A 15,318-nucleotide genomic window follows, 5' to 3' on the forward strand; every position below is an offset into this window, starting at 1 on the left:
TCTGATGATGCGGGGTTTTTGATTATTTGCGGCGAATGCCGATCTTGCGACCAACCCCGGACGGGATGGGTAAATTGGCGTGCGCGTCCTTGATCTTGTTCAGTGTTTCCATGATGTCATCGGGGAACGGGGCCGAACGCCGTTCCTTCATGTTAATATGCATGGTGATGATTTCATTGGTCGCGGCCAGCCAGCCTTCAGTGCCATGGCGCATTTCATGATACATGTGAATGCGTTTCTGATCGCAATCCAGAACACGGGTATGGATCACATACGGATCATCCTGATGAATTTCGCGATCATAGGTCACGTGCATTTCAAGCCCGAAGGTCGATCCGCCGCGCCGTTCGGGATAGCTGTATCCCATCCCCACCGCATCCAGAAACGCCATCGATCCCAGATCGAATGCGACCACGTAATAGCCAACATTCATATGGCCGTTGAAATCAATCCATTCGGGTTTGATATGCCCGCGAAAGGCTTCAAGCGGTTCAGGCGCAAACAGATCGGTGCTGATCATTTTTCGACGGCCTTTACGACCGCGACCGCCGCGACGAAATCTTCAAGCGAATGACCAACCGATTTGAAGACCGTGCATTCGCTATCCGTCTCGCGGCCCTTGACCTGCCCGCGGGTCAGGCCGAACAGATCGCCGATGATGTCGGATTTGGTAATCGCCCCGCTGTCGATGGCCTGAACGACGTCACCGCCTTCGGCACTCGCCCCCTCAAAACTATCGACATAGATGCGGCATTTCTGCATGACAGCATCATCGGTTTCACGCATGGTTGGCTTGAACGCGCCGACCAGATCAACGTGGGTTCCTTCACGCAGCCAGTCGCCATGCACCAGCGGCGCGGTCGACAGGGTGGCGCATGAAATCAGATCGGCTGTCTTGCACGCCGCTTCGAGGTCATCGGTGCCCTTGGCATTAAAGCCGAGCTCGGCAATCTCGGTCGCGAGTTTTGCCGCCTTGTCGGGATTGCGGTTCCAGATCGTGACATTCTTGATCGGGCGAACCGATGCATGTGCCTTGATCAATTGTGGGGCCATCGCCCCAGACCCGACCATGACCATGTCGCTGGTGTCCTTGCGCGCCAGATAGTCACATGCCAATGCGGATGCAGCAGCCGTACGGCGCGTGGTCAGTTTGGTGCCATCAATGACGGCGGATGGTTGGCCGGTGACGGCATCCAGCAAAACATAGGTGCCCGATACAGCCGGAAGATTGCGCGCCGAGTTGCCCGGCACGACGGCAGCGATTTTAACACCTGCCGCACCATCCTTTTGCCAGGCTGGCATGATCAGGAAGGTTGCATCATCCTCGTTACTGCGTTCCATGTTGAAATGACTGCGCAGCGGTGCTTCGCAGCCTTGTTCGAACCCGTCGCGAAGGGCTTCGACCAGATCACGGGGCGAGACGAATTTTTCGATATCTTCGGCAGTAATGAAACGCATGGGCCTTCCTGTATAAGCATTTTTGTTTTCAGTGCGGTAGCGGTCATATTTTATACCACGTTGAGCCACGCACGTCACAGGAAGACCAGCAGTTTTTTATGCTGTTTTCTAAGAATTTCCGGGGGATTTACGGCAACAAAAACCGTTTGAGCATGCCAAACAGGGATCCGGTGCCAAGGAACACTTCTTCAAGCACGGTAAAGTGGTTGGCACCCCATGCCTTATAGACCGAAACCTTAAGCCCGGCACTGCCACAATAAGCACCATAGGCATCGCTTTGGCGGACAAATTCCGGGCTTTCATTACCGCCAACCACCACCATCAAACGGGCATCAAGCGGCACGCCGTCCAACATCGGTGAATTGTCGGCAGCGGATGCTTCATCAAGGCGGACATCGTCATTGATCGTCGTGTGCCGGATCGGTTCAAGATCAAAAACACCGGAAATCGGCACAATGGCCTCAAACGGCATCGCATCGCCAAGCGTTTCGGTCCAGTCATGGGTGGCCAGACGGGCGACGATCTGCCCACCGGCGGAATGGCCCGAAATCGAAATCCGGTCACGGTCGCCGTTAAATTCTTCGATATGCTGATAGATATAGGCAATCGCGCGCACGGCTTCTTCGGTGATGTCGGCCACGGTTACATCCGGGCACAGATCATAATTCGGGCAGATGACCGTAAACCCGGCTGCGACCAGATCGCGCGCGACAAAGGCGTAATCCTTTTTGTCCTGACTGCGCCAATAACCGCCATGGAAAAACACATGCACCGGTGCGCCCGGATCGGATGCCATGAAAATATCCATGGTTTCCTTGGGCCCGTCGCCATAGCGCACATCAATCTTGCCGCCAAGCTGGGCACGGGTTTCGTCGGACAGTTTCACGAACCGTTCAAAATGGGTCATGAAGTCCGGCACGGTTTCGCGCGGATTATATTGCCATTCAAGCTCTGCTGCTGTGAAACCGCCCCAAGCCATCGGAACCTCATTATTTTCGGTGAAAACGATCTCGCCCGGTTCAATCTTTCTTTAATTTCGGATTGTTTGCAAACACTTCGCAAAATAGATGGTGCTTTTAACCGAACTCACCAACGCGTACCGATCGCTGCCGCATAAAAAAGAGCCATGACCGGGTGTTAAACCCAATCATGGCCCCAATCCTTGACCAGTCTTTCGCAGGGAGACTTTTAACGGCTCGAATGTGTGGCTTTTGAACCGCTTGCGACTGGCACAAGGTAAACTTTCTAACCGGCCTTTTTTTCGAACGGATCTTCGACAATCGGCCACAGGTCGCGGGTCAGATGGCGATATCCGTTCGTTTTCGGGTCGGACGGATATGGTCCGTGCACATCGACGTAAATGATCTCGCCCGCGATCTTGGCAAACGAGTCATAAAAATGGTTCGTCGATTTGATAAACAGGTATTTCTTCGATACCGGATCGATACCCATGTTGGAAAACAGACTGGGATCAAAGCTTTGCGACCGGTTGGTATTGAGGATCACCTCCCCCCCGTCGGGCAGGATGATCACGGCGCAATCGCCAAGCGGAACGATGCTTTCACCGAAATACTGCCAGGCATCGCGTTTCAAGGTTTTGACCCGGACCTCGGCATCAATCGGTGCACCGGCATGGGCACCGGTTTTCCCGCCAAAACGCAGGGGCAAAACCGCCCCCTCGCCCGCGGAAAAACAGGTTCGCACCGCCATCGGATCCCACAGGGTGCCAAAGGCATAATCGTTAAGCCCGCGTTTGATCACGGCACGCAGCAAAATGGTGCTATCGCCCGGAACGCCACCGCCCGGATTGTCCCAGACATCGGTCAGGACAATCGGTTTGGCATCGGATGCCAGCGCCTGATCAAGGGCATCTTCGGGTTTGGCAAAATCAGGCCGGGTGGCCCCACGGAAACCAAACAACTCAACCCCCAGGTTTCGTGCTATCTGCCTGGCTTCCGCAGGGTTATCGTTGGTGGTGACAATCACCTTGGCCCCAAGATCGGGCACGTCACCGGCCATAAATCCGTGAATGAAGGATACCGACAAGATATTGCCTGTTCCTTCCATTGCCTTTGCCCGGTCAATGAATGACCGCATCGGTTCGCGCGAGGTCGGCAGGACCTCGATCATATGGCAGTCAAAAACTTCCTTGGTCGGTTTGATTTCGCCGCGCAATGTGCGCAATACAAGATCAACCACAGCCCGGCCGGTTTCGACAAAATCGGTATGGGGGAATTCCTTGAACGCGACAATAATGTCAGCGTTATCAATGCGTTTCGCGGTCAAATGACTGTGCGGATCAAAGCTTGTGCCGATCACGACATCAGGGCCGACAAGCGCACGAATACGCGCAATCAGATCACCTTCGCAATCAAGATAATCCTGGGCCACCATTGCGCCATGCAGACCAAGGATCACGCCATCGACCGGCATGGCCGCACGCAATTGGCCAAGCACCTCGTCGCGCAACTGTTCATATGTTGCACGGTTGACCAACCCGCCCGGTTCGGCCCAGGTGGCGGTCCCTTCGATCAGATCCCAGCCTTCCTTGGCGGCACGCAGGCGGCCTTCGGTGAAGACGGCACTGCACAGTGTCGGGGTGACCGGATGCTGGCCCGGCGGGGCATAAAAGCTTTCCTGAAAATCGGAAAAATCAGTGCGCAAAGGTGAAAATGTATTGGTCTCGGTTGCAATCGAGGCGCAAAAAATCCGCATGGCCCGTGCCTTTGTTATTGGTCTTTTGATATCAGCTAAAGAATTCCGAGGGGGCGAGAATCCCGCCCCTTCGGCAATTGGAATGGCTTATTCCATGTAGCGGTTGGCGTTGGCCTTCTCGACTTCTTCCTTGAACAGGTTCAGAAGTTTGACACCTTCATCGCCAAGGCTTTCCTGAACGTGTTTGACCACGACCGGCTGGGTTGCCTCTTTGAACTTTTCACGGTCTTCAGCCGACAGCGCGGTGATTTCCATTTTGTCCTTAAGACCGGCAAGACCACGATCAGATGCCTCGATCACACGTGACACGCCACGGCTTGCAACGACGCAAGACTGTGCAGCGTAGCGAATGATTTTCTGCTGATCGGCGGTCAGGTCATCCCAGAATGCCTTCGAGAGCATCATGGTGTAAGGCGAGAACAGATGGTTGGTCAGGGTCAAATACCCCTGAACTTCGTTGAACTTGGCAAAGGTCACGGTCGGAACCGGGTTCATCTGGCCATCGATCACACCGGTCTGAAGACCGGCATAAACTTCGCCCCAGGCCATCGGATATGCTTCGGCACCAAGGGCCTGCATGATTTTCTGATGGGATGGCAGCGACATGGTACGAATGCGGATACCCTTGAAATCTTCAAGCGTTGCAATCGAATGCTGCGAGTTGGTCACAGCAAAGAACCCGCCGGTATCCGGGAAGCCAAGAACCTTCACATCACCCAGTTCGCCTTCGATGTCGCTTGCAAGGGTTTCGCCAAACGGACCATCAAACACGTCATAGGTCGATGCGTTGCTATCAAACGCGAATGCAAGGTTCAGAACGTCAATGCGCGGATAGTAAGACGCCAGCGCACCGGTCGAGGTCAGCGTACCCTGGATCAGGCCATCACGGACCATCTGAACATGTTCGGCAGCCGAACCAAGCTGGTTTGACGGATAAACTTCGACTTCGATTTCGCCGTTGGTGTCGGCTTCGACGATGTTGGCGAAAACAGCCGTGCAGGCATGTGCCGGGTTTTCAAACGGGTCGGTCTTGTTGTCGTGCGCGAATTTAAGAACCTTCGGCTCGGCGAATGCCATCGAGGTGCTGCCCATCAGCATCGCGGTTGCAAGGGCGGCTGCGCCCAAACGCTTTACGGTTTTCATTTCTACCTCTCCTTGATTTAACGACTTTATGTGTCCGGCGTTATTGTGGTGTGCGCCCCGGCCCGGACCTGACCGGGGCTATATTCATCCCGATGACTTAGCGGAAGCCCAGCAATCGCGGTATCACGAGGGCAAGGTCCGACCAGAAGGCAAACAGGAACAGCACGCCCAGCTCGGCCAGAAGGAACGGCCAAAGTTGTGCGGCAATTTTTTCAAGCTTTTCACCAGTGACGGATGACAGAACAAACAGACAGGCTCCGACAGGCGGCGTCATCAGCGAGATGTTAAGTGCCAGGATAAAGATGATCCCGGCATGGATCGGGTCCATGCCGATCTGAACGGTCAGCGGCACCAGAACCGGGGCCAGAATGATCAGGATGGCGTTGATATCCATCACCATGCCGATCATCAAAAGCAGACCGACAATCATGAAAATCACGATGTAGGGATTTTCTGAAACACCCAGAACCATTGTCGCGACTTCTTGTGGGATGCGGTTGAAGCTCAGCCACCAACCCAGGATCGACGCAAAGGCAATGATCACAAAGATCACCCCGGTCACACGTGCTGTGCGCACCAGCATCCTGAAGAAATCCGCAAAACTAAGCGCGCGGTAAACAAACACACCAATGAACAGAGCATAGGCCACAGCAACTGATGCGGCCTCGGTCGGGGTGACGATCCCGCCAAGGATACCGCCCAGAATGATCAATGGCATGATCAGTGCCGTGATCGATGATTTGAAAATCTTCCAGACTTCCAGAAGCGACGCACGGCGTTCGTTCTTTGGCAGGTTCTTGGACCGTGCGGTGACCGCAATCACCGTCATGCAGATCAGGCAGATCATAAGTCCTGGCAGGATACCTGCGGCAAACAGACCACCGATTGAAACGCCCATCAGCGATCCATAAACAACCATCAAACCCGATGGCGGAATGGTCGGCCCGATGATCGATCCGGCGGCAGTCACCGCACAGGCATAATCACGGCGATATCCGCGTTCGACCATGGCCGGCACCAGTGTCTTGCCAAAGGCCGCGGCATCGGCGGTTGCGGCCCCGGTAAGACCGGCAAAGAAAACCGATGCCAGCATGTTGGTATGGGCCAGCCCGCCGCGCATGTGCCCGACGAGTGCTTGGGCGAATTTGACCAACCGGCTGGTAATGCCGATATGGTTCATGATTTCGCCCGCCAGAATAAAGAACGGCATGGCAAGGAACGGGAAGACATTCAGCCCGTTAAAGACCTTGCTTGGACCCTGGGACAAGAACATCCCCCCGCCCATGTCAAACAGGCCAACAACGCCTGCCACACCCAGAGCAAAGCCAATCGGCATGCCCAGAACCATCAGAACGACAAAGATAATGGCGACAATCATTCTGCGCCCTCCGCAAGATCAACCGGGACAAAACGGCCCTGATCACGCAAGGCAACGAGGAGGAGTTGAATGGCGGCAAGCAATGCTGAAACCGGCACGGCGGCATAAGGCAGTGCCAGTGACATGCCGAAAATCATTGCCTGACGGCGCATACCACCTTGGGCAAAATCAAATCCATAAATCGCAAGATACAGGAAAGCTGCGAGCGCAATCAGATCCACCAGAAACAGGATTGTGCGCTGGATCGGCATCGGCAGGCTGAGAACAAACATGCCAATCCCGATATGTTCGCGCCGCGCAATCCCGGCCGAGATCGCCAGAAGTGCCGCCCAAATCATCAGATACCGCGCCAGTTCTTCCGGCCATGGCAGTTGCCAATGAAATAAGTATCGGTCAACGACACCCAGCCAGACGTCCAGAACAAGAACAAGCATCAGAACCGCTATGATGCGTTCAACCACCCAATTAAGGCACCGGCTTGCGGTTGCAGCTGTGGTTTCAATACGGCGTAAAGCCATCTCCGCCAAACTCTCCACTGATCAAATGTTATGTAATTTTTCTACATACTGAGGCCCATTTTGTAGTTTGTCTACATTATTTATCTCCTAAGTTTCATATTTTTGCTCTTAAACTGACTTTTAAACTGATATAAGTAGCTTAACTACATTATAAGATTTCGCAGCGCCCCTGTTTCGATCAGACTTTCAAGCAGGAAATTCGCCAATCGGATCAAGGATTAAGACGCCTAGGATCCCGACAAACCAAAGCCCGAAACAGCAACTTCGCCGTCTCGTGCATTGAATAACTACATGGTCAATTTCGACCGGGTTAATGTCGGGCAAAACGATGATATTTGATGTGAGAAAACCCGCGTGCGGGGTACTGAGTTGACGCTTAAATTGAAATTATGGCTATCGCCTGCAAACAGAAATAATGTTAGTTCCCAATAAGGTGTCGGTTTTGACACACCAAACCAGATAGACGGATCAGGTCGATTCCATGCAACAAACCGCAGACATCATCAGCCTACTGCGTAGCCAGTCGGGCAAATTCCCGAACCGCGAACAACTGGTCGCGGACTATGTCAGCGCACATCTGGAAGATGTCACAACCATCGCCCTGTCCGATCTGGCGAAAAATGTCGGGGTCAGCGAACCCACCGTCATTCGTTTTTGCCGCACCTTGGGGTGCGACGGATTTCGCGATTTTAAAATCCGATTGGCGCAAAACCTTGCCGTCAGCATTCAGTATCTGACATCCGAAGACATTTCAGATGACACAACCGCCGCAGATGTTCTGTCAAACCATGTTCTGGGCGTGATCATTGATAACCTGCGCCTGCTGCGCGATCAGTTATCGTCTGATCAAATTGATCAGGCTGCCGACATTCTGGTCAAGGCACGTCAGGTGGCGTTTTTCGGGGTTGGGGGTGGATCGACCACTGTGGCGTTTGATGCCGCAAACCGCTTTTTCCGACTGGGAATTCCGGCACAATCGCAAAGTGACGGTTATTTGCAGCGCATGCTGGCCTCGACCTTTGGCGCCGAGGACGTGATATTCGCGATCTCCACCAGTGGTCGCCCGACGGAAATCATCCACTCCGCTGCCATTGCGCGCCAATATGGCGCCAAGGTCATCTCATTGACCAACCCAGACAGCCCGCTTGCGGCCGAGAGTGACTTGGTCATATCAATCAACATGCCGGAAAACCCCGACATCTATAAGCCAACCGCCACACGCCACGCGTTTCTGGCAACGATTGATGTGATTGCGACGGCTGTGGCACGACGCATGCCCGATCAGGCCAAGGAAAAGCTGCGACGCATTCGCTCGTCGCTTTTGACGGTCAATCCCCCAACCGGGCACCAACCCATCGGCGACTAAGCTAAGGCTTGTGCGGCCTTAGTAATCAAGCCTGAACTGAACGCCAGCCTTGCTATCGATTTCGGTGCTTTCGCTGGTCACGCTGATATTTGGCGTGACTTCGATTTCGACTTCGACGCCGCTTGATCCCGGCGTTGACCCGGCCTTGGTGCCGACATAGACCCCCTCTGTCAGGTATTTGCCAACCTTGACCTCCGGCCCGTCTTCGCCGCCACCGACGCGCAGGACATCTGCACCGATAAAGCGTCGGATGCTGCCAACCACATCAAGGCCACTACCACCGCCAGAAAGTTCGTTCAGGGCACTTGCCAGTTGCACGGCCTCGACTGCCGAAAGGCTGCCCTGTGATTTGCCAAACAGGACCTGAGACAGGATTTCGTCTTCTGGCAGCGACGGATTGGACGACAGCACAAGTTCCGGATCGCTTGACGGCCCCTGGAAGCCTGCGGTCACGACCAGATCTTCGGTGGTATAGACCCCTTCGATATCAAGCATCGGATCGGGGGGGGATGCACCCGCAAAGGTAATCTGAGAATCCCGGATCACAAATGTTTTGCCGATGACATCAAGCTGCCCGCGCAAGGCAGATAACTGCCCGGTGATGCGTGGATCATCGGTGGTGCCGGAAATTTCAAGTCGACCGCCCCACTCGGAATCAAGTCCCTTACCGCGCACAAAAAGACGCCCGGGGATATCAACGGTGACATCAAGATTGCCGGTAAACGCGTCGTCCGCTTCCTCTGTATCCTCGGTCTTTTCGACCTGCGCGGCGTCCGGCAGATTTTCAATCTCGATGGTCGGAACCGATTCCGGCAAGGCCAGGGTCAGATCGACCTCCCCGCGCAGGACCGACACCGTACTTTGGATATCAGCCTCTGACTGGGATCCGGTCACGCTGGCTTTTACATCCGCCCAGAATTGCAGTTCATCCTTACGTGATAGGGCAACATTGCGCAGATCAGCCGACACGTCATAGCGCATCTCGCCACCGTCAAGCAGATCAAGATCAACCGATGCATCAACAGTGCCTTTGCCGCCATCTGTGGCCGTAATGGACGGAATGGAAAGACCCGCCTGATCAAAGGTGCCCTCAAGCGTCATCTGATCAAGGAGTGTGCCGTACTCAAGGTTTTCGTATCGTCCATTGGCAAGCGCGACATCCCCGTTCCAACGGATATCGTCAAGCGTTCCAGCGACATCAAGCGCAAGTTTGATCTTGCCCGACATCTGATGATCGGGTGCCGGGACATAAGGCCAGAATTCGGCAATTTGACCATTCACACGCACGCGGGCCGAAACAGGCGCAGCAAGATCCGGGCTGAATTCCTGTTCAAGCACAGAAATCGCAAGCGGAACATTGCCTTCGGCTGTCAGTGCTTCGACATCGCCATTACCAAGCGACGCCTGCCCTGCAAGTTTTCCGTCCTCAAGCGTGATATCAAGCCGCATTTCAAAGGGCTTCAGCCCCGCCACTGCCTTTGCCGTGATGCCGGAAATACGACCATTGACCTGTGCACTTGGCAAGTTCCCGCGTGTTTCACGCAAGGACGCATCAAGATTTGCGGTGCCGCTCAGCCCGTCAAAGCCGGAAATACGCCCCCACGGACCAAGATCAAAATCATTAAGGCGGAGCTCACCCGAAATGGATTTTTGCCCGGCTTCCTGATCAAGGCTTGCGACAAGATGGCCGGTACCAACGGTCAGGTCGGCGTCGAGTTGTTGCCGCCCGTTTTCACGCAAAACAAGTTCCAGTGGTTTTCGAAGTTCAATCGTCTGATCGCCAATGATCGCTTCAAGCCGATTGGCCGTCACAGCGATATCATTGCCAAGCGACAGATCAGCAGCCAAGTCGGTCGAAATCGGCACATTGCCCTGATAAAGACCTGAACTCGTCAGCGTGATGGCGAGGGCATCCATGCCACCGTCAACGTCAACGGTAATCTCGCCAACGGCAATTGATCCGGCAATAATGTCACGGCCATCCAGCTCCGCTGAAATTTCCGGCACGTCAAACGCATTACCGATCGTCGCGGTCAGTTCAACATCCTCGATCATCGTCGGATTGGTGCCATCTGTGCTTGCCATCCGCAGGCCCTTGGCCGATGCATTTGCCGTAACACTTTGGCGTTGGCCATCCGGACGAAGGGCGATATCGGCCGTCACGGTACCGTTCACCAAGCTCACGCCAAACTGATCGAGAAATTCGGCATCCAGATTTGACAGCGTAACATCACCGCGCATCGGAATGCTGTAGTCGGGCAAGGCGATATCACCGCTCAACGCGACATGTTCGCCTTTAAGCGATATCTGCTCAACGCGCAGCGCATCTTCGGGCAGGACAAGATTTGCAGCCACTTCGTAAGGACGGTTGGCAAAGGTAAAGTTGCCCTTATTGGCAAGCGACAAAACAGCCTGTTCAGACCAAGTCATGCGGCTTGTCAGCACGATATCGGAGAATTCCTGACCCGAAACAGCAAGGCTTGGAACACTCAACTCAAACGTCCCCGGGGGTGCAGTCAGGTCACCTTCAAGATCGGCTGTCAGCTTTGCCGGGGCCATTTCAATGCCCAGATCCGGCGGCACCGCACCAGATGCAATATCAAGCGTGCTTTCAAGCGACATTTTCCCGAATGCCTCTGTAATGCGAAGCATCAGCGGACCGTCGATCATTGCGGTATCAAGTGCGCTGACATCAACGCTGAGATCAAGGTCGGGTGCAAGTGTCAGTTCGCCCGTGATACGCGGCTCGGAGCCGACGATACGATCAAGATCGGCAATCCCGAAACCGGCCTGACTGGCTGAAACCTCAATCCCGGTTTCCAGACCATGGGCCTCTGACCAGGTCAGGCCGGGCAAGGCAACCTGCCCCTGCCCGCGCAGATCAAGCCCCGAAATCGGCGCAAAAATCGCAAGATCACGGATATCAGCCACAAGGTTCGATGTCGTGACGACCAGATCCTCGTTAACGTCCGCCTGCCCGCGGAGCGTCATATCAGGCGTATTCAATGCCAGATTGCGGATCGCAATATCGGCAAAGTCCGGCGACATCTGCGCATCAAACGACAGGTCCTGCGCCGCCCCCAAAAACGCCCCCAGATCCAGGTCATCCCAATCCGTGCTGGTTGCGGAAAATGCGACGGTTGCGTCAAGTGGCTCATCCGCGTCATCGGGGGCTGCCATATCCGCCTGCAAGGCGATGTCGCCAATACGCGACACTGGCGTTTTCACATCACGGCCATTCACCCGCAGCGCCACACCGGGCATCGAAAGATTGCCATTGGCCTGAACGGAAAGCCCAAGTTCCGCCCATGAAACTGCATCGTCAAGCAGTGCCGACATTGCAGGATCAATATCGGCCGTTAAACCGGCCGTCATCAGGCTGTCTTCAAGGTCAAGTTCCGTTGTGCCCGATAGCGCCAGCACATCTGCCATCGCAATCGAAATGCGATCAAACGAAAGGATCTGTTCTGATTGATCAAATGCCCCGCCAACGCCCAGTGCGACTTCTTTATCCATGCTTGCTGGCAATTGTTCGCTTATGCGTTCCTGCGGTGAAAGCGCACCGTCGAGGGTAAATGCCACAACATCCGAAGACAGTTGAACGCCAATGTCGCTTGCAAGCGATGCATAGCCCGCCGCCGACAAATCAATCGTGCCTTTCCAGTCATTGGCCGGACCATCACCATTAAGCGCAATCTTGATATCGGTTGCGCTGGTCGGATCAACGCCAGCCAGGGTCATGACAAGTCCTTCGCGCCCCAACAAACCATCAATCTCGGCTGCAAGCTTTTGCCCGGGGCCGTCAAAATCCAGATCAAGTTTTATCCGGTCGGTACCGCCATCACGCGGCTGCAAATCCAGAAAGGCGGTCGCAGACAGATTTGTGCCAACCTTTGCCCGCCCATTCAGGCTATAGAGGAAACTGTTACCGGTAACCTGATCAACAATGGCAATTTCGCCAAGCTCAAGCGCGTCAAGCGAAACCGCCAGCGGCATGGCAAAGCCACCGCTGTCTTCGTCCTCTTCCTCGACCGTTTCCGGTGCGGTGCCGTCGGGCAAAATGACATTGGCCGTTGCCAGACTGATCTGATTGATTTGCAACCGACCAGCCAAAAGTGCCATCGGCGACCAGTCAAATTCGATATCATTGATATCAAGATGCAACCCATCTGTGGCGCGATCCATCGTCACCTGATCAAGGGTCAATCCAGTCCACAAACTGCCTTCGACCCGGCCAAGTGCAAATTCGCTGTCGGTTGCGGCCGATAAGGCCTCGTTGATCATCGGGGTTGCCATCCGCAATACCGGACCGGTCCCGGCAACGGCAATCAGGCCCGCAAGTCCAAGCACAGCCCCGCCCAGACCATAGGCACCATAGCGCAGCCACTTTGTCGAAGAACGGCGCGATGCGGAACGTTTGGGATTATTCGGTGGTGACGTGTCAGACCCGGTCAAAATGCCTGCCCCAGACTGATATAGAATTGAAAATCGTCATCAACGTTGTCGCGTTTATCAAGTGGTACGGCGACATCAAAACGTAGCGGCCCGACCGCGGTGTAATAACGGAAGCCAAGACCGGCGGCCCATAGAAGACTGATGTCTTCGGGTTCGGATCTGGCATACACGTTACCACCTTCGATGAATGGCACGATGCCAAAGCTTTCGGTCACACGGGCGCGGAATTCGGCACCGACTTCCAGTACGGAACGCCCGCCCAGCGGATCATTATCACCATCTAGTGGGCCGACTTTCTGGTATTCGTAGCCCCGGATGGAGCCACCACCGCCGGAATAATAACGTTTGTTCGATGGCAGGTTGCCGCGATCCTCGCCGATAATGGTACCGGTGCGTGCACGGGCCGCCAAAACATAGTCGCCCTCCTCGTCAATCGACAGGTATTGCGACCCGACGACCGATACGGTGGTGAAACCGGTATCCTTGTCTGTCAGGCCTATATAGGGCGATACGTTAATTTCAAAACGGTTCCCCCGGCTCGGATCAAGGGGGTTGTCGGTGTTGTCATGGCGCAAGATGCCCCGCAAACCAGCAAGGTAGAATTCCTCGTTCGGGGAGTCTGATCCGGTCAGGTCGGAATATTCCGCAGTGACACCAAATGTGGTTGTCCAGTTTTCCCAAAGCGGCCGTTCGATACCGGCAAAGCTGTCCAAGGTTGAGCCCTTATAGGCGTCGGTATCGTTGTTTTTGGCGTTGGCCTCAGCCACAAAGGACTGACGCCGCTCAAGAAACTGCGGCTTTTTGAATTCTGCCGACAGACCTTGTTCAAGGCTTGAAACATCAATCCCCAGCCGCAGACGTTCACCAGCACCAAACAGATTGCGATGTTCCCAGAACGCGTTGGCACCCGGCCCATCGGCGGTCGAGAAATTTACCCCGCCGCCGATCGAACGCATTTTGCGTTCAACCACTTCGATCTCAACCGGGATTTCGCCATTGTCATTTACCGGACCGGCAACCTTGACAATCACACTGTCAAACAGGTTGGTTTGCGCCAGATCGCGGCGCGTGGTGCGCACCTGATCAGGATGATATTGCTCGCCCGACCGCCAGCTTCGGTATCCAGCGATGAAGTCGGCATCGACGTCCTCTGCCCCATTGACGGTAATCTTGCCAAAATCGGCCTGCGGCCCGGTTTCAAAGGCATAATTGATCGTAATGGTTTTTTGCGCAGTGTCGGCCAATACGGTTCGTTTACCAGCCTCGACAAGCGGGTAACCCTGTTCGCGCAGGATATCGATACCGTATTGTTCGCCCAGAATGATCGGCTCCGCGGTTGCGCGCTGCCCGATCTCAAGGCGGGTCTTTTCAAGTTCCTTATCCGTCGCATGGCGTTCCACCACACGATCGGGGTATGTGATCACAAGGTTCACCGCCGAAATCAGATAAGGTGTGCCGACATCGATATTATAGGTCAGAACCAGTGGGGTTGGCTGTTCGGATGTTGATGCCAATGCATCATCCCCGGACTGGCCATCGGCCGGGTCTTGCTCTGAACCAGCATCAGGTGCGTCTTGGGCTGGCGCGCTCGATGCGTCTGCTGCGGCCTTTTCATTAATCTCAAATGTGATCTGCCCGTCATAAAATCCCTTGGATCGCAGAACAGCCTGAAACCGTTCGACGTCGTCTTCGGCACGGCGTTGCAGGCCCGCGCGCGAAGCGGTCGGGCGCGACTGCAAACGGCGCGCCGTACTAACCCCGTCCAACGCCGCAATCAGATTTTCTTCCTGGGGATCGATGCCGGCAATTTCGACTTCATAGGGGATGGTTGTTTGCAGATCATTTTGCGCAATCTCGCTGTCAGCACCGTCGCCAAAGCCAAGCACACCACTTAAGCCCTCGTCCGAGGTGCACGCCGAAAGCATCGACCCTGCCAGTAAAAGCGGAACGATTGCAAACCTGCGCCTGTGGATCGGAGATTTGTCTAGGATGCGTTTATTCAAACCATCTTGCCCTTGAAAGCTTTGCGGACGCAGTGCAACGTACGCCAACCTGTTTGTTTCTGATCTCTTGTTTATATAAGTGCAAACGATCAGGATGATTAAATGTTTCACAGCAGGCCCAATGAAAACACCTTATTTTTATTGGACCTGCTGGTCGAGTGTGACCTGTGCCATGATCCATGAAAAAAAGGCATGGCTATGAACAATAAATGCGCTTGCGACGAACGATCTTTGGGCGTACCGGAAGTTGAGCGCAACATATTTACCCTCATCGTAGGAGAG

10 protein-coding genes are annotated in these 15,318 nt (G+C 54.6%); 1 reads left to right on the forward strand and 9 read right to left on the reverse strand.

Annotated features, from left to right (window positions below):
* Positions 1–22: 22 nt before the first annotated feature.
* The 7 genes from WBY09_RS12120 to WBY09_RS12150 form a co-directional block, all read right to left on the reverse strand.
* Positions 23–520 carry a thioesterase family protein gene (locus WBY09_RS12120; RefSeq protein WP_063086916.1) on the reverse strand — a complete coding sequence of 166 codons (498 nt, stop codon included), beginning with the start codon at positions 518–520 and terminating at the stop codon, positions 23–25.
* Complete coding sequence (locus WBY09_RS12125; RefSeq protein ID WP_336232813.1) at positions 517–1,458, reverse strand: ornithine cyclodeaminase family protein; 942 nt, start codon at positions 1,456–1,458, stop codon at positions 517–519. Before WBY09_RS12125 ends, WBY09_RS12120 begins: the two co-directional genes overlap by 4 nt.
* Before the next feature lie 127 nt (positions 1,459–1,585).
* Positions 1,586–2,437: an alpha/beta hydrolase gene (locus WBY09_RS12130; protein WP_336232814.1), complete on the reverse strand. Its 852-nt coding sequence runs from the start codon at positions 2,435–2,437 to the stop codon at positions 1,586–1,588.
* Positions 2,438–2,703: 266 nt separating this feature from the next.
* Positions 2,704–4,173 carry a M81 family metallopeptidase gene (locus WBY09_RS12135; protein ID WP_336232816.1) on the reverse strand — a complete coding sequence of 490 codons (1,470 nt, stop codon included), beginning with the start codon at positions 4,171–4,173 and terminating at the stop codon, positions 2,704–2,706.
* Between the two features lie 87 nt (positions 4,174–4,260).
* Positions 4,261–5,316 (reverse strand): TRAP transporter substrate-binding protein, encoded by a 1,056-nt coding sequence (locus WBY09_RS12140; RefSeq protein ID WP_063086912.1) that lies wholly within the window; start codon positions 5,314–5,316, stop codon positions 4,261–4,263.
* Positions 5,317–5,413: 97 nt separating this feature from the next.
* Positions 5,414–6,694 carry a TRAP transporter large permease gene (locus WBY09_RS12145; RefSeq protein WP_063086911.1) on the reverse strand — a complete coding sequence of 427 codons (1,281 nt, stop codon included), beginning with the start codon at positions 6,692–6,694 and terminating at the stop codon, positions 5,414–5,416.
* Positions 6,691–7,212, reverse strand: a complete 522-nt coding sequence (locus WBY09_RS12150) for a TRAP transporter small permease (protein WP_008891881.1) — start codon at positions 7,210–7,212, stop codon at positions 6,691–6,693. Before WBY09_RS12150 ends, WBY09_RS12145 begins: the two co-directional genes overlap by 4 nt.
* Before the next feature lie 481 nt (positions 7,213–7,693).
* Between WBY09_RS12150 and WBY09_RS12155 the strand changes: the two genes are divergently transcribed.
* Positions 7,694–8,578 carry a MurR/RpiR family transcriptional regulator gene (locus WBY09_RS12155; RefSeq protein WP_008891882.1) on the forward strand — a complete coding sequence of 295 codons (885 nt, stop codon included), beginning with the start codon at positions 7,694–7,696 and terminating at the stop codon, positions 8,576–8,578.
* A gap of 18 nt (positions 8,579–8,596) precedes the next feature.
* Here the strand turns inward: WBY09_RS12155 and WBY09_RS12160 are convergent, their stop codons facing one another.
* Together WBY09_RS12160 and WBY09_RS12165 are read right to left on the reverse strand one after the other, a co-directional pair.
* Positions 8,597–13,033: a translocation/assembly module TamB domain-containing protein gene (locus WBY09_RS12160; RefSeq protein ID WP_336232819.1), complete on the reverse strand. Its 4,437-nt coding sequence runs from the start codon at positions 13,031–13,033 to the stop codon at positions 8,597–8,599.
* Positions 13,030–14,958, reverse strand: a complete 1,929-nt coding sequence (locus tag WBY09_RS12165; RefSeq protein ID WP_336232820.1) for an autotransporter assembly complex protein TamA — start codon at positions 14,956–14,958, stop codon at positions 13,030–13,032. Before WBY09_RS12165 ends, WBY09_RS12160 begins: the two co-directional genes overlap by 4 nt.
* Positions 14,959–15,318: the final 360 nt, after the last annotated feature.

This window comes from Thalassospira sp. CH_XMU1458, from assembly GCF_037027205.1.
Taxonomy (GTDB): Bacteria; Pseudomonadota; Alphaproteobacteria; order Rhodospirillales; family Thalassospiraceae; genus Thalassospira; species Thalassospira tepidiphila.